Raw genomic sequence first — 15,505 nt, forward strand, 5'->3', positions numbered from 1 at the left:
ATAGGAAAATTCAAAGCTGTGCGTATTGTCTTAAAAAAACAGCAAGGGGTAAAGTCTAAGGAACAAGTTTTCACTAATAAATCACAATCCAGGCCTTTTTCGCACAGTTGTTGAGCAGCCGGCTGCCCGCGCGCGCTGTTTTATGCAAAACGCTTTGCCCTGCTTGGCTTATAAGTATAAAAGCAATTTTGAATCAGCTGCTTGAAGCCAAATAGATGCAGCCTTTGCAACGCTATCAGCTAAACAGGAATGTGTTAATTTTTTATGAAATTACACAGATTTAGCGCCAAAGTGAATAAAATTCACTTTTTATAATAAAAAATGAATGAAATAAATACTCAAAATAAGCGCTTGAAGCGCCTCCGCCCGGATTTTCTGATTTCTTATCTAAAATAGTTCATGCTAATCAAATGTCTAGCGTATAAAAAAACCGGCAAGCCGCATGCGCTGTACGCTGGATCAGTCCGGCTTAAAAAGCGCGGCAGCCAGAGATAAGTTTAAGAATCCGGGCTGTTTATCAATTTTTTAGATGCCCATATCAAATAAAAAGTCAATAAATTGAAATAAATTCATCCAATTTAATCGACTTGAGCTAGTCCTTTAAAGCAACTCGATGTAACATACTGCGTCTTTTAAATTTAACTGTGATAGGACTTATGCGCGAGTACGCTGTATTTACTTCGGAATCTGTAAGCGAAGGCCATCCGGATAAAATGGCTGACCAAATCAGTGACGCCATTTTGGATGCAATCTTAAAAGAAGACCCATATGCGCGGGTTGCTTGTGAAACGCTTGTAAAAACAGGTGCTGTAGTACTTGCTGGTGAAATCACAACAACTGCCAACGTTGACTTTGAAGCAATCGTTCGCCATACCGTAAATGGCATTGGTTACCACCACACTGACCTCGGTTTCGACGGTTCTACCTGCGCGGTCATCAACATGATCGGCAAGCAGTCGCCTGAAATTGCTCAGGGTGTTGACCGTCAAAAACCTGAAGATCAGGGCGCGGGCGATCAGGGCCTCATGTTTGGCTATGCCAGCCGTGAAACTGACGTATTGATGCCGGCGCCTATTTCTTATGCGCACCGCTTAATGGAAAAGCAGGCTGAGCTGCGCCGCAGCGGTTCACTGCCTTGGCTGCGTCCAGATGCAAAAAGCCAAGTGACCTTTGCTTATGAAAACGGCAAGCCGGTGCGCTTGGATGCGGTTGTACTTTCAACCCAGCACGATGCTGAAATTTCGCAAGCGAACCTGAAAGAAGCTGTGATTGAAGAAATCGTGAAGAAAATCATTCCTGCTGAAATGTTCCATGCAGGCACCAAATTCCATATCAACCCAACAGGGATGTTTGTCATTGGTGGCCCTGTGGGCGACTGCGGCTTAACAGGCCGTAAAATTATCGTCGATACTTACGGCGGCATGGCGCGCCATGGCGGCGGCGCTTTCTCCGGCAAAGACCCATCGAAAGTTGACCGTTCAGCTGCTTACGCAGGCCGCTATGTTGCGAAAAACATTGTGGCTGCCGGTTTGGCGGACAAATGTGAAATTCAAGTGTCTTATGCAATTGGCGTGGCAGAGCCGACGTCTATTTCAATCAACACTTTCAACACCGGCAAGGTTTCGGATGAACTGATTATTCAATTGGTCCGTGAACACTTTGACCTGCGCCCTTACGGTATTACCCGCATGCTGAACCTGATTCAGCCAATGTATAAACAAACCGCCGCTTATGGCCACTTTGGCCGCGAAGGTTCAGACACTGCATTTACTTGGGAAAAAACCGATAAAGTTGAAGCGCTTAAAGCATCTGCTGGCCTTTAATTTTTTAGATTTTCCAATAGAAAGCCTGCATTTATGCGGGCTTTTTTATCTTTAGAATAAAAAAATTGCGCGTCCCTATCCAATGCTATAATTTTTGCACCTATTGTCAGAGCGCATAATTATGGCGGTAATCCTTCAGGTAGATTTCCCGACTCAAGGGCCATTCGGCACAGAAATGTCCAAAGCCTTTCAGCCGCTCGCTGAAAGCATTAATCATGAAGATGGCATGCTGTGGAAGATATGGACTGAAAATAAAGATACGCAGGAAGCAGGCGGCATCTATCTTTTTGACACCGCATCTCACGCAGAGCAGTATCTGAAAATGCATGCCGCTCGGCTAGAAGGCTTTGGCATCCAAAATATCCGCAGCAGAATATTTGAAATCAATCAGCCTTTATCGCAGATTAATCAAGCCACTTTTTTATAGTTATTTGCAGTTCTTAAGCGCTTTAAATCAAAGCTTGAAGCGCTTACGCCTTAGAGCCTTAGGCGGAACGTCAAACAATGAAACTTTAGAATAGCCATCCAAGCCATAAAGTTACACATAATTAACAATTTTTGAGCGCTTGTTGATTGTTTTCTCAGCTAATATACTTCCAGCCCATGCTACGGGCACAACAAAAAAGAGGAACATCCCAATGAATAAATTACTTGCTGCTGCCGGTTTAGCTGCAACTGTTGCCCTTGTCGGCTGCAACAAAGACAAAGCCCCAGAAACAGGCGCAACCACTGGCGAGCATATTGAAAATGCAGCCAGCCAAGCGAGCCATGACATTAAAAATGCTGCTGAACACGCAGCGTCTGAAACGAAAGCCGCAGCGAATAAAACTGCTGCCAAAATTGACGCTGTGGCTGATGAAGCCGCTGCAAAAACTGAAACTGCAGCGCATGACGCTAAAGAAGCCACTAAAAATGCTGCTGCAGATGCAGCGGCTGCCATTGAAAAAAGCGCAGCTGACGTAAAAGAGAAAGCCCAGCAGTAATTTCACTGCTGCGCAGTTGCACCGCAGTCAAAAAGCCCTCATCATGAGTAATGCCAGTCAGTTAAGAAATTGACAGGCTTTTTCTTTTTGAAACCCAAGATATTATTTGATACGCGGAAGTGTCATCCGCAACCTGCGTGGCATTTGAAATGGATTGTTTTTGCAAAAAGGCTATTTAAGTGCAGGAAGTGAACAGGTTTCGCGGATGACAAATGCTTTTGGTTCTTTTGGCGAAACAAAAGAACAAAACGAGCTCCAAATATCGAATTTAAAAACGATAAGACTCCGCCGTGAATAGCCAAAAAATTAAGGAGTTTCTATTGAAACTCCTTAACTGATCAGCATTACTCATCATGAGAGCTTTTTTCTGCAATATCATAATGATATCGCTTGCAACTTTGCTTCAATCCTGTCCATTATGTAGAAAATTAAATCAGCGGGACTGCAGCATGTCTTTTCCACACCATCATGAACATCACTATATTCACCGCACGGGCTGGCTCAGAGCCGCGGTGCTGGGCGCAAATGACGGCATTATTTCAGTAACCAGCTTAATTATGGGCATGGCAGCCAGCGGCGCTTCGGCACAGACGCTGCTGATTACCTGCATCGCCGGCTTGATTTCAGGCGCAAGCTCTATGGCCGCCGGTGAGTACATTTCTGTGAAATCACAGGAAGATATAGAAAAAGCGGACTTGGACATGGAGCACCGCGAGCTGCAGCGCAATCCGGAAAATGAATTGAAAGAGCTGACGCAAATTTATGTTGCGCGCGGGCTGCAGCCAGCGCTGGCGCACGAGGTCGCAGTGCAGCTCACGGCAAAAAATGCGCTGGAAGCGCATGCCAGAGATGAGATCGGCATTCATGACAATACCGCAGCCAAGCCGCTGCTGGCGGCAGGCTCTTCGGCGGCGGCCTTTTCTTTGGGCGCGCTATTGCCCATGTTCTCCATACTGCTCAGTCCCGAACAGTATGTCACAGCTGCGGTCATGGCCGTTGGCGTGCTTTCACTGGCGCTGCTGGGCGCCATTTCCAGCTATTTTGCAGGAACCTCCATGCTGAAAGGCAGTTTCAGGGTAACCGCCTGGGGGATTGCAGCCATGCTGTTTGCCAGCTGGATTGGCTCGCTTTTTGATGTTGCGCCGGTGTAATTCATCAAATAAATTGATATTTAAAATAAGATATCCGCATTATTGATTTAAGCATTATCTGTTTTCCTGATATTTAAAGTGCGTACAATATCCGGCTGATTCATTTTGCATTTTTCTCCCATGTCTGTTATTGCTGCGCCATCCGGCCGATCACATGGATCGGCTTGGGTGGCTTTTGCCTTATTAATTGCCGGCACGCTCGGCGCTTATCAAATTTCCGGCTTAAATCAGGCCCTGCTGTTCCTTATTGGCGGCGCATTGGGCATGACCCTGTACCATGCGTCTTTTGGCTTCGCTTCAAGCTGGCGGGTCTTTATTAAAGAGCGCCGCGGCCGCGGGCTGCGCGCGCAAATGCTTATGCTGGCGCTTGCTGTACTGCTGTTTTTTCCGGCATTGGGCGCAGGCGAACTCTTTGGCAATCCAGTCGAAGGCTTTGTCAGCCCGGTTTCCCTGTCGGTGATGATTGGCGCTTTCATCTTCGGCATAGGCATGCAGCTGGGCGGCGGCTGCGCGTCAGGCACGCTGTATACGGTTGGCGGCGGCAGTGCGCGCATGATTGTGACTTTAGCCTTTTTCTGCGCCGGCTCTTTATTTGCCACAACACATTTGGACTGGTGGTTTAATCTGCCGCATTTAGCGCCCATTTCCGTGGTGCAGAGCCTTGGCGTTATGCCGGCTTTGCTGCTGAATTTCATTTTGTTTGCGCTGATTGCCGCGGCGACGGTGTATTTTGAAAAGCGGCGCCACGGCAGCTTAGAGGCTGAACCGCAAAGCCAGGTTCAAGGCTGGAAGCGCTTTATCCGCGGCCCTTGGCCCTTGCTTTGGGCTGGAGTTATCCTCACCCTGCTGAATTTTGCCACTTTAGCGCTGGCAGGCCGCCCTTGGGGCGTAACATCTGCGCTGGCGGTCTGGGCAGCTAAAACAGCCAGCTTTGCCGGTATGGATGTCGCTTCATGGAGCTACTGGCAGCAGCCGGCCAATGCCAAAGCCCTGAGTGAATCAATTTGGCTGGATATTACATCGGTGATGAATTTCGGCATTATGCTCGGCGCCTTGCTGGCCGCCAGCCTTGCCGGCAAGTTCGCGCCGAATTTCAACATTCCCAAACGCTCGCTGCTGGCAGCCGTAATTGGCGGCCTGCTGTTAGGCTACGGCGCGCGCATGGCCTATGGCTGCAATATTGGCGCATACTTCAGCGGCATTGCCTCCGGCAGCGTGCATGGCTGGCTGTGGCTGGTTTTTGCCTTTGCCGGCAACAGCATTGGCGTCAAACTGCGCCCGTTTTTCTTTCCCGGCGAACACCCGCAGCTGGAAAAATTGACTGGCTGCTAGGACGAAAATAAGCCCATCAAATGATGTAATACCAGCCAGTTAAGCATTTTTAATCCTCCCCTTACGCAGCAGTGCTACTCACCTTTTTCAAAGGAGGGAGCTTTCAGAATTCAACACCGCATTGAATTCAAGGGTGTTCCCCTCTTTTTCAAAGAGGGGTTAGGGGAGATTTATCAATCAGTAATAATGAAATTACGCTTAACTGATCAGCATTAATCTCTTGATGGGCTTGTTTATATTCAGCGCTATTCTCTAAAGCCAGAAATCAAGGGCTTAATGCGCCGCGCAAATTGCAGCCAAAGCCCATGACCTGCTGCGCCTGCTTATAGCTGCTGTGCTCATCTAAAATAAACTTATAGAATTGATCGGCATTTTCAAACTTCTGCATTAAGCCGGTTTTGGGCGCATTGTTCATTGTAATGGCCGGCAGTAGATTTAAATTGTAATGCCCTAAGCGGTACAGTTCATTAAAGTAGCCATTCATCATCGCGCAATAGGCTTCTTTGGTCGGCTTTAATGAGGTCGAGCTGACAGGATGCAGATTCAAAGTTCTCAAGTTTGACACATCCAGCGCAGACTGATCTGAAAAAGCCAAACTTTCCTTCTGCTTAAACTGCTGAAATTCCTGCGCCAGCTGGCCATTCAGCTGATCAATTCTCCGCTGCAAGTCCTGCGCGTCTTTGGCGGCGTAGGCTTTTGGATCAACTTCAGCTTTCTGCTGTTTTTCAGCAGAACATGCGCTGATGAGTAGACTGGATAAAATGGTCGCGGCAAGAATCGGCTTCATGGCTTTACTCAATCATTTCAATATCTGTAAATCTTGCCCCGTATTATGCATAAAATGGCAGTGAAAGCGATTCTTCATTTAAGCCGCGCTTCCGCACATTCAGCCCAGCGCAGGAAATAGCTTTGCCCTGCGGGCATAGCTCAGCCTGAACATTCCACAACGAAATAGCGGATATTATTTGCCAAATTTCCAAGGCTTAGGCACAGTGAAGGAGACGCAAGGAGCTTTGCTTATGACTTTATTAGAACAGCTTGAAATAAAACATGCGATTTTTTTAGCGCCTATGGCTGGCGTATCCACCCCTGAACTGGCTGCGGAAGTTTCCAACCAAGGCGCGCTGGGCTCACTCGGCTTAGGCGCCAGCACGGCAGAAGCCGCGCGCCAGCAGATTTTAACAACCCAAGCGCTAACCGATCAGCCGTTTCAAGTCAATTTTTTCTGCCATCAGAGCGCCGCTTTAAATAGCCAAACAGCGCAGCAATGGATTCAGCACCTGCGGCCACAATTTGCAAAATACGGCGCCGCTCCGCCGGAACAGCTGCGCTGCATTTACCCGAGCTTTCTGGACAATGATGACTTTTTAAATGTCGTTTTAGAAACCCGGCCTAAAGCAGTCAGCTTCCACTTCGGCATTCCGCATGCGCATCAGATTCAGGCGCTGAAGAATGCCGGCATTATCTGTATGGTTTCCGCAACCCATTTGACCGAAGCCCAAGCGATTGAAGCAGCCGGCATTGATATTATTATTGCTCAGGGCATTGAAGCCGGCGGCCACCGCGGCATTTTCAATCAAAGCTTTGACAGCGGCATAAAAACGGCCGATCTGGTGCAGCTGCTGAAACAGCACTGCAGCGCGCCGGTTGTTGCCGCCGGCGGCATTATGACCGGCCAGCAGGCCAAAGCGATGCTGCAGCTCGGCGCCGATGCCGTACAGCTGGGCACAGCCTTTGTGCAGTGCAAAACCTCCAATGCCAATGACGCTTACCGCAAGGCGCTGTTCAATCAGCCGCTGACCCAAGTCACAGCCAGCATTTCAGGGCGTCCTGCGCGCGGCCTGATCAACCATTGGCATACCCAAGTGGATATTCCTGACCGTCCGCCGGTTCCCGAATACCCTTATGCCTATGACTTGGGCAAACAGCTGCATGCCGCGGCGTCCCAGCAGGGAGATCATGGCTTTGGCGCATTTTGGGCCGGCAGCAACGCTGCGCAAATTCGTGAACTGGAAGCCGCCGATTTAATCAACCAGCTGGTTCTGGAAATGAATATGGCTGAGCATCAGCTCCATTAAGGCTGTGAGCGCATTTTATGGCTGTTCTTCCTGTCAGCCGGCATGATTTAAAGCGGCGATACGGAAGAACATGTGGAAATTAAGACCTAACCCGCTCTATTACAGAAAAGCCGGACCAAAGGAATGATTTAAAGGTATTCCATGAAAAGAAGACTAATGACTGGCTTGCTGTGCATTTGCATGCTCACAGCATGCGGGATTGACTCTGCTGAGCCAGTCAACAATGAAGCAGCACGGACACCGGCTCAGAAGACTGCAAAAATGGAAGATTCAGGCGGGCTTCCTAAGCTTGAAAGGACGGATACGGTAGAAGGCATTGATGCTGATAAAAATGGCATCCGTGATGATATCGATGCATATATCCAAAATACCTATCCATCTGCAGAACGGCAAAAAGCTGTCAGTCAATATGCGAGAAGCCTACAAGCATCGTTGTTAGTTGATAAAGCAGATAAAATTGCTGTCAAAGCCATAACCAACGAAAAAGCCAGAGCAATCAGCTGTATTTTTGAGAAAATTCCCAATGGAAAATCACCTAATGGTGATCGTGTGGTCAAAGAAATACTGAGTATGACAACCAACACCAAACAACGGCTATTCGAATATATTGCTTTAGATAAAGCGCTGGATGGCGCAGTCATTTCTTTACCCAGCGGACATGTCTGTGATGAATAATCAATAGCGCTGCCGGAATTTCCATTAAGCTGGCCTTTTCTGCTAAAAAATGGCTTAGCTTTCCAGCAAATTGACCTGCTCAACCTGCACATCACTCATGATTTCACCATGCGCCAGCAAATGATTGAAATAGTCTTCAACCACTTTAAACTGCTCTGCTGTGGATTCCACTTTATACATGCTCTGGCGGAATTCATTGCTGGAACGCAGGCCTTTGCTGTACCACGCGATATGCTTGCGCGCAATGCGGCAGCCTGAGTATTCGCCATAAAATTCATACAGTTCGGCCAAGTGCCCCAAAAGCACGGATTGGACTTCTGCAATGCTGGGCGCAGCCAAATGCTCGCCGGTCTTTAAATAATGGCCAATTTCACGGAAAATCCAAGGCCGCCCTTGCGCTGCCCGCCCAATCATCACCGCATCGGCCCCGGTATAATCCAGCACATATTTAGCCTTTTCCGGACTGTCGATATCGCCATTGGCAATCACCGGAATGCTCAGCATCGCCTTGACGTCTTTAATCAGCGCATAGCGCGCGGTATTCAAATACATGTCTTCACGGGTGCGGCCATGCAGCGCCAAAGCTGCAATGCCGGCTTCTTCTGCGCGCTTGGCAACCCGCATGATGTTTTCATGGCCATTCAAATACCCTAAGCGGGTTTTCAGCGTTACCGGCACATCAACCGCATCCACCACCGCATCTAAAATGCGCGCCACCAGATCTTCATCTTTCAACAGCGCTGAACCCGCCAGCCGGCTGCAGACTTTCTTTGCCGGGCAGCCCATATTAATGTCCACAATCTGCGCGCCATTGGCCACCTGATAGCGGGCAGCTTCCGCCAGCTCCAGTGGGTCTGAGCCGGCAATCTGGGCGGAAATCGGCGCCAGCTCGCCGTCAAAATTGGCGCGGTACAGGCTTTTCTTGCTCATGCGCAAAGTTTTGTCCGATGTCATCATTTCACTGACTGCATGCCCTGCGCCAAAGTATTTGCATAAGGTTCTGAAAGGCCTGTCAGTTACGCCCGCCATCGGCGCAACCCAAAGCTTCTTATCGATTGATCTTTCAAACAATTCTTTAATTACATTGTTTTGACTCAATTTTTCAACCTCGTTTAACTTCATTGAATGGGCGCGCGGCCGCAGCGCATCAGGGCTATCCGGCATTTCAATACATTCAGCAAGCCATCTTCCGCGGATAAGCGGATTGAGCAGACTGCAGCTGACATTGAACTCAATCCGGCACAACTCAGTCCCGCCGAACAGAACAGCGCAGCTTAGCTGAATTTATTAAACAGTATTGATTTTGCAGGAACATGGGCTGGAGCGCTGAATAACGGCGCTAGTTTAGAGATTTCAGCGGAAAATATCTATTCTTTAGCATGCCGGTTTTTTCAATAATGCGGTTTAGCGCGGTAAAGACGGGGGCTGTGAAAGGCCCCGAGAGCTCTGCTTTATCTGCAGCCTGAACAAACTTGCTTCCCCCCAGCACATGAATTCCAGTGCCGGAAGCGGCTGCACAGTGCTTGCTGCTTCGGCCTGATCAATCCAGCGCAGGAAATTGCAGGCTGATAGATTGCACCCGTAAAAAAACCGCCCGAGGCGGTTAGAAGCATGCACGAGGACGCATTAAGCGCCCTATTTTTGAAACAGCTTGTCCGTCATATTTTTATCAACTTTACTGCGCTTGCCGTTCTGATCGAAATAGCGGTCAGCATGGCACAATTTAGTTTTCGTGTCGCAAAATACACCATTTGACAAAGTAAATGCTGTTACATCAAAGCTGCCTTGCGAAAACGCGCGGTTTGCTTTCGATTTTCCTAAATATCTGACTGTTAATGGTTTAGATACCCCTTTTTGATCTGCGCAGATATATGCGTCGCAGATTACGCCTTTTTTAGGTGAAAAAACCGAACCGGAAGTTTTGGCCACCGCCATAGTGCTGGCGCAAAAACAAGCGGCGGCAGTTAAACTTAAAAAAATTTGAGCGGTTTTCATTGCGCTTATCTCAAAATGATTATTTTAACATGAATATTAAAAGCATTTTACGCAGCCTAAGCAGGCCCGCGAATTTAATCAGCCGCTGGTTTTTTTGGCGCCAGCGGTGATAAATATTGTCTATATTCAAGTTAAATTTTAAATCCAAGTATCGTTTAAACTCCGATACTGCAGCTATTATTGCCGGCGCAGCTCTTTTAACTGCTGCTCTGCATCCGCCACTACTCTTTGCACTTCAGCTTTCCTGTTACGTTCCTGATATGCGCAGGCAAATAAGGAAAATACAGCTGTCAGTGCTAAGACAACGCAACTGCGCACACCCATGACCCAACCAAATATTATATTTTAGTAGTTAATTTTATTATATTTTAAAAATTTATCAATGTTTTTATCCACTTAAAATAATCTGATTTTTCAATTTGGTTTAAATTACAGCGCGCTATACTGGCGATGCATCTGCCGGATTAAATATAATATTCCCACCCCTGCTGCGTTGACAGCAGTTTGATAAACGGCCCGATTGTGATTGAATTCAGCAGATATGGGTCAAACTCATTCTGATGATTTTCTAAAAAAAAATTTCTTAAATTGGGATTCAGCGGCGCAAACTTCATTGCCCACTGATCAAACAGCCGGACAATGGGTTCCTCAAAATAAACCAGCTGGCAGGATGTGTGTCGGCTATCTTTTAAAATCTTCTTAAAATACAAATCACATACTGCAGATTTTTTGCCTTCTAAACACTGAATAAAGCATCCATTTCCATAACACAGCATTCCGGTTATTCCATGCTGGGCATTATAGTTAACTGACGTTGTTAAAATATCCATTAAATCTAATTTGAAACTGTCATCATTGCGGTAAAATTTGCTGATATACGCCAGCCTTACATATCCCGTCATTATAAAAAAACCTTAACTCTTTAAATATTATTTATAATTTATAAAACAAACTGCGCCGCTTGGTTTAGTATACAGAACAACCGCTTCAAAAAATAAATCTTTCCTATAAATGATTTGAATCACTGCATTTGAGATATTTATATCCCTGCATTTTTTGATATTTTATAACAGCGCTTTCTGTCAAAAAACCACAAAGCGGGCTGGGCACTCAGACCGCGAAACGGCGCTGAAAATAATTCCAAACAATAATTTCAAGCTTCCCACACAGCGGCATTAAGCTTAGGTTTTCCACTATGCGCTGCGGATGCAATTCCTGCTATTTACAATAGCTTAAAGCCGCCCGCCATCGGCGCCACAGTCAAACTATTTGACAGCCGGCAGTCAGCGATATACATATAAACCCATCACTTTTTTAGCGGCCATAGTATACTGCATCTGCTCATTCGGCTCACATTTTCGGAACATGCTTTCTACACTATGAAAAAAAACTTTGCTTACACTGCTTGCGTTAAAACAATGTCTGTTTTAGCGGTCTCAATCGGCTTAGCTGCCTGCGGAAACGGCTCATGGTGGTCTAAAGATGATGAGCCGACCTTAAATGCAGAGCAGATCCGCAAAGCACTTCCTGGGCGCGTCAATGACCGCACATCTTGGGCGCAGGATATTTACGACATTACAGAGCAGCTTGGCATTCCGCAAACCAAGGAAAATGTCTGCTCAATTGTTGCCGTTGTCGATCAGGAATCCAACTTTGTCGCTGACCCTCAAGTCCCCGGCTTAGGCGAAAAAGCAGTCAAGGAAGTCCAAACCCGCCTAGATGAAAAATTTAAAGAAAAACTGGGCGATGGCATTGGCGGCACCGTTGCAGGCTATTTTGAGGAAGTGCTGAAAACCCAGCCCAACCCTAAAGACAACTATTTAAGCCAAATGCGCCGCGTGAAAACCGAGCGCGAGCTGGATGAGCTGTACCGCGAAATTTTTGACTATATGTCCAAGCATTATCATGTCAGCGCGCTGACTGGCGCCGCCAAATTGGTCGGCCAGGATTTTGGCGAGAAAATGAATCCGATTACCACTTTAGGCTCCATGCAGGTGCATATCGGCTATGCCAAAGAGCATAAGCGCCAAGGCGGAAACATTGCTGAACTCCGCACCGATTTATATTCTCAATATGGCGGCCTGTATTATGGCATTCACCGCTTAATGATGTACCCGGCAGACTACGACAAGCCGCTGTACCGCTTTGCAGATTATAATTCAGGCATGTACTCCAGCCGCAACGCCGCCTTCCAAAGCATGCTGAATGACTTGACCGCAGCCGAGTTGACCTTGGACGGCGACTTGCTGCTGTACAGCAAAGACGGTTCGCCGCGCTCGGCCAAAAGCGAATCCGAACGCGAATTAACCAATGTCTTCGCGGCCAATAATGTGATTTTAACCCCGCGCCAAATCCGCGCAGACTTAAAAACTGAAAAAGAGCAGGACTTTGAAGACACGGCGACCTACCGCGCCGTCACCAAGCTGTATAAAGAAAAAACCGGCAAAGAACCGTTTTACGCCATGATGCCGCAAGTCGTCATTTCAGGGCCGAAGCTCAGCCGGGACTACAATACCAACTGGTTCGCGAGCAGAGTGAACGGACGCTATCAGACATGCATGAACAAAATAAAGCATTTAAAAATTTAGCGCTTTTTGATTTTGACGGAACCCTGTGCACCAAAGACAGCTTTACAGGGTTCATCTTCTATTCGCTTTCCAAGCGCCATATTGTCCGGCGGGGGCTGAAAATCCTGCCGTGGATTCAGGGCTACTATTTAAACCTGTACCCTGCCCATGCCATGCGCCCTAAGCTATACCATGCCATGTTCAGCGATTCAGACGCCGCGCAGGTGCAGCGCATTGCGGAAGAATACGCGCAAGAGCTGCTGGCATCGCTTGATCCGCACCTGCTGAGCCAGCTGAAAGCGCATCAGGACTTAGGCCATGATGTCGCTTTAGTTTCCGCATCTGTTGACCTGTATTTAAAGCCGGTCTGCAGCCTGCTGGGCATTGAGCTGATCTGCTCTGAAGTCGAAATTAAAGGCCAAAAGATTACCGGGCTGTATCAGACGGCGGACTGCAGCGGCGAACAGAAAAAAATGCGGATCTTACAGCGGTACAATTTGCAGGATTATGCCGTGGTCTATGCCTACGGCAACAGCGCCGAGGACTTAGCCATGCTGGATTTGGCGGATCACCGCTTCATGGTTGGAACTGACCAGCATTTGCCGAAGCTCAGCTATCAGAAAGAAAGCCCATTGGCCAATTCTCACTAGCGCCTGCGGTTAAGTGTCCCGCTACAGAAAACAATGTCATTGCTTTTAGGCATAGTCAGCGGCTGCGCATAGCCCTTTGGCTGAGCAATGCCGGTCAGTTAAGGAACTGACTGGCATTAAAATCAGCGGCTGAGCTGGCTTCCAGCTTTTAGGCTGGCCCTTTTACATATAGCGAATGCCTTTAGCAAGGAACTCTTTGACCAAGACTGGCATGGATGAGCCGGTTGCGTCTGCATTGATTAATCCGACTTTAATATTGCCATTCAATTCAGTCGCATCTGTTTCGCCAGTAATCACAATATTGCCGAAAATATTAATCAGGCCCGTTCCGACAAATTTTGCAGAGGCTAAACCGGTTCCGCCTGCTCCGGACGATGCAATTAAATTGCCGTAATAATTGACTGCGTTGGGAACACCGCTCCCTTTCCCGCCTAAGTTGCCTGAATCCAGCGCCAATTGGCCATTCGTTAAAAATAAGATATTGCCGATATTTGCAGGAGAATCATCCAGCTCATCTAAAGGCTTTAAGGTTCCGTCAGATTTGCAGTACTGCACAGGTATGGCGCCCGAAGTGCCGCATATTTTTGAAATAACAGCAAGGGGGATTTTAATAAAATACGCAGTTGGCGCATAAGCATTATAGCTGACGCCTTTATTGCCTGAAGGAATTTTACTTTCAATGCCTCCAACACTGATCACCGTATTAATCAGATCTGTTGTTGTAAGATTGACAATCACTTTTTCCTTAAACCACAGCACGCCGGCCGGCAGGGTTTTTGAACTGTCAATATTCCAGGCGCCGCTGCTGTAGGTAATGCCGCTATACTGAGAACAGCTGAAGTTTTGCTTTGCAATCACTCCCCCGCCGGCAGCGTATAAATTGGCTTTTTCACAGACTTGATTGCCGGATGAATTGAGGGAAAAAATATAATTCGCCTGATCTTTTAGATCTTCCGCTTTAATAAAGTTTGAAGCTGTATATTTTTCAACGGTAATGCCCGCCAGCTGGCTTGTGATATCTGCCCCAGAATTGTTTTTAACAATGCCGTCTTTTACCGCAATCGATACGCCATTGCCGGTTAACGATGAATTGCCGCCGACAGTCAGCCCGCCGGCAAAAACAGACCCGGTTTGCGTTTTTTTATCCAGCCTTTCACTGATCAGAAAATTGCTCCGCAGTATTGCGCTTGCCCCGCCGCTCTTGCCGGTAATATCAAAGCAATATTGACCCGTGCCGCAGCTGACTTTACTGAATGGAATCGTCAGCGCGCTGCGCGTTAAGGTGCCTGTTTCAATTTTATTGATATTTTCAATCGGCTGCCCTTTGAGAAATTCTGTCAATGCCTGATAGCCAATCATGGCCTGCATTTGCGCCTGCGTCTGCGCATGCGCAGTGACAGCCGTTGACTGCAGATTGCGCATGGACGACATATAGCCCACCGTCAGCACAGTTAAAGACAGCCCGACCAGCACAACAAACAGAAGGGAAGAAAAACCGGCCTGTTTTAAAGCGCCCGCCGTACTGACATTTTCCCCCGTTTTACAGCATATATGATTCATTTCTTATTCTCCCCTATTTGAAGTTAAATAGGCAGGTGACATTGCTGATGGTTTTCGCTGTGCTGGCGCTGCTGGCAGCATAAGCTTTCGCTGTCAGCACCGCCTGGTATTTGGCGCTTTCAGCAAGTCCATTTTTGGCGCCAAAAGGCACGCATCCGGCTGCCGATTCCACTTTTAAGTCAATGTTTCCAATATTGTTTGAATTATTTGAAATGCCTGATGAACGGAGAGCGCCATCAATAGCGATCAGCAGCTCTTTAGGCGTTGTGTCATCTGCCGGCTTGGCTAAGCTCGTGCATGCATAACCTGCAGATTTCCCATATAAATACAGGCCGTTTGCATGACTGTATAAGGCCTGGCAGAGCGTATCTGAGCTTTTCCAAACCAGATACTTGCCTGCAGTACCGATTGCAACCGGGCTGCCGTCTTTATCCAGCACCTGAAAATTTGTCCCATACCCAGCCGAAGTACTGCTTAATCCAAATCCCATTCCTTGCAGAATGCGGTCAGCAGCAATAAAGCCCAGCATCATGCTGCTGTCCGCTTTGGCGCCAGCTGAAGATTCTGAGGTTACCGCGCCCGTCGTCACAAAGGCGCGGAGCATCGCCAGAATAATCAGAATAGATAAGGCCAGCGCAATCAGAATTTCAATTAACGAAATACCCCGCTGAGAGCGTGAATGAATCATAAT

At 47.6% G+C, this 15,505-nt stretch carries 15 protein-coding genes; 9 read left to right on the forward strand and 6 right to left on the reverse strand.

The annotated features are described in order from the left end of the window. Positions 1 to 656 precede the first annotated feature (656 nt). The 5 genes from metK to RSA72_RS04685 all read left to right on the forward strand — a co-directional run bounded on the left by metK (position 657) and on the right by RSA72_RS04685 (position 5,289). Positions 657 to 1,823 (forward strand): methionine adenosyltransferase, encoded by a 1,167-nt coding sequence (metK, locus tag RSA72_RS04665; protein ID WP_332622517.1) that lies wholly within the window; start codon positions 657 to 659, stop codon positions 1,821 to 1,823. A 121-nt stretch (positions 1,824 to 1,944) separates the two neighbouring features. After that, complete coding sequence (locus RSA72_RS04670) at positions 1,945 to 2,250, forward strand: monooxygenase (protein ID WP_332622518.1); 306 nt, start codon at positions 1,945 to 1,947, stop codon at positions 2,248 to 2,250. 211 nt (positions 2,251 to 2,461) lie between these two features. Further along, positions 2,462 to 2,806 (forward strand): hypothetical protein, encoded by a 345-nt coding sequence (locus RSA72_RS04675; protein ID WP_332622519.1) that lies wholly within the window; start codon positions 2,462 to 2,464, stop codon positions 2,804 to 2,806. A gap of 449 nt (positions 2,807 to 3,255) precedes the next feature. Further along, positions 3,256 to 3,957 (forward strand): VIT1/CCC1 transporter family protein, encoded by a 702-nt coding sequence (locus RSA72_RS04680; protein ID WP_332632808.1) that lies wholly within the window; start codon positions 3,256 to 3,258, stop codon positions 3,955 to 3,957. A gap of 120 nt (positions 3,958 to 4,077) precedes the next feature. After that, positions 4,078 to 5,289 (forward strand): YeeE/YedE family protein, encoded by a 1,212-nt coding sequence (locus tag RSA72_RS04685; RefSeq protein WP_332623892.1) that lies wholly within the window; start codon positions 4,078 to 4,080, stop codon positions 5,287 to 5,289. 265 nt (positions 5,290 to 5,554) lie between these two features. Here RSA72_RS04685 and RSA72_RS04690 read toward each other — a convergent pair whose 3' ends face one another. Then, positions 5,555 to 6,076: a hypothetical protein gene (locus RSA72_RS04690; RefSeq protein ID WP_332623890.1), complete on the reverse strand. Its 522-nt coding sequence runs from the start codon at positions 6,074 to 6,076 to the stop codon at positions 5,555 to 5,557. A 232-nt stretch (positions 6,077 to 6,308) separates the two neighbouring features. Here RSA72_RS04690 and RSA72_RS04695 point away from each other — a divergent pair, with 232 nt between their 5' ends. Together RSA72_RS04695 and RSA72_RS04700 are read left to right on the forward strand one after the other, a co-directional pair. After that, on the forward strand, positions 6,309 to 7,367 hold the full coding sequence (locus RSA72_RS04695) for an NAD(P)H-dependent flavin oxidoreductase (RefSeq protein ID WP_332632810.1): 1,059 nt from the start codon (positions 6,309 to 6,311) through the stop codon (positions 7,365 to 7,367). Positions 7,368 to 7,523: 156 nt separating this feature from the next. Continuing rightward, positions 7,524 to 8,042 carry a hypothetical protein gene (locus RSA72_RS04700; RefSeq protein ID WP_332623884.1) on the forward strand — a complete coding sequence of 173 codons (519 nt, stop codon included), beginning with the start codon at positions 7,524 to 7,526 and terminating at the stop codon, positions 8,040 to 8,042. 54 nt (positions 8,043 to 8,096) lie between these two features. Here the strand turns inward: RSA72_RS04700 and dusB are convergent, their stop codons facing one another. From dusB to RSA72_RS04715, 3 genes are all read right to left on the reverse strand, one after another. Beyond that, entirely contained in the window at positions 8,097 to 9,140 is a 1,044-nt protein-coding gene (dusB, locus tag RSA72_RS04705) for a tRNA dihydrouridine synthase DusB (protein WP_332632812.1), read from the reverse strand. A gap of 537 nt (positions 9,141 to 9,677) precedes the next feature. Next, positions 9,678 to 9,977: a YcgJ family protein gene (locus tag RSA72_RS04710; RefSeq protein ID WP_332623883.1), complete on the reverse strand. Its 300-nt coding sequence runs from the start codon at positions 9,975 to 9,977 to the stop codon at positions 9,678 to 9,680. A 524-nt stretch (positions 9,978 to 10,501) separates the two neighbouring features. After that, complete coding sequence (locus RSA72_RS04715) at positions 10,502 to 10,939, reverse strand: BLUF domain-containing protein (RefSeq protein WP_332622497.1); 438 nt, start codon at positions 10,937 to 10,939, stop codon at positions 10,502 to 10,504. A 477-nt stretch (positions 10,940 to 11,416) separates the two neighbouring features. Between RSA72_RS04715 and RSA72_RS04720 the strand changes: the two genes are divergently transcribed. Both RSA72_RS04720 and RSA72_RS04725 read left to right on the forward strand, forming a co-directional pair. After that, complete coding sequence (locus RSA72_RS04720) at positions 11,417 to 12,625, forward strand: DUF1615 domain-containing protein (protein ID WP_332622495.1); 1,209 nt, start codon at positions 11,417 to 11,419, stop codon at positions 12,623 to 12,625. Continuing rightward, a complete protein-coding gene (locus RSA72_RS04725) occupies positions 12,592 to 13,254 on the forward strand; it encodes an HAD-IB family phosphatase (RefSeq protein ID WP_332622493.1) in 663 nt (220 codons plus the stop codon). Before RSA72_RS04720 ends, RSA72_RS04725 begins: the two co-directional genes overlap by 34 nt. Positions 13,255 to 13,416: 162 nt before the next feature. On the opposite strand, the gene RSA72_RS04730 is transcribed toward RSA72_RS04725, so the two are convergent. Further along, positions 13,417 to 14,814: a hypothetical protein gene (locus tag RSA72_RS04730; protein ID WP_332622491.1), complete on the reverse strand. Its 1,398-nt coding sequence runs from the start codon at positions 14,812 to 14,814 to the stop codon at positions 13,417 to 13,419. A 13-nt stretch (positions 14,815 to 14,827) separates the two neighbouring features. Then, a complete protein-coding gene (locus RSA72_RS04735) occupies positions 14,828 to 15,502 on the reverse strand; it encodes a PilW family protein (RefSeq protein WP_332622490.1) in 675 nt (224 codons plus the stop codon). Between the last annotated feature and the right edge of the window lie 3 nt (positions 15,503 to 15,505).

The sequence above is a fragment of the Acinetobacter sp. genome, from assembly GCF_036659555.1.
Taxonomy (GTDB): Bacteria; Pseudomonadota; Gammaproteobacteria; order Pseudomonadales; family Moraxellaceae; genus Acinetobacter.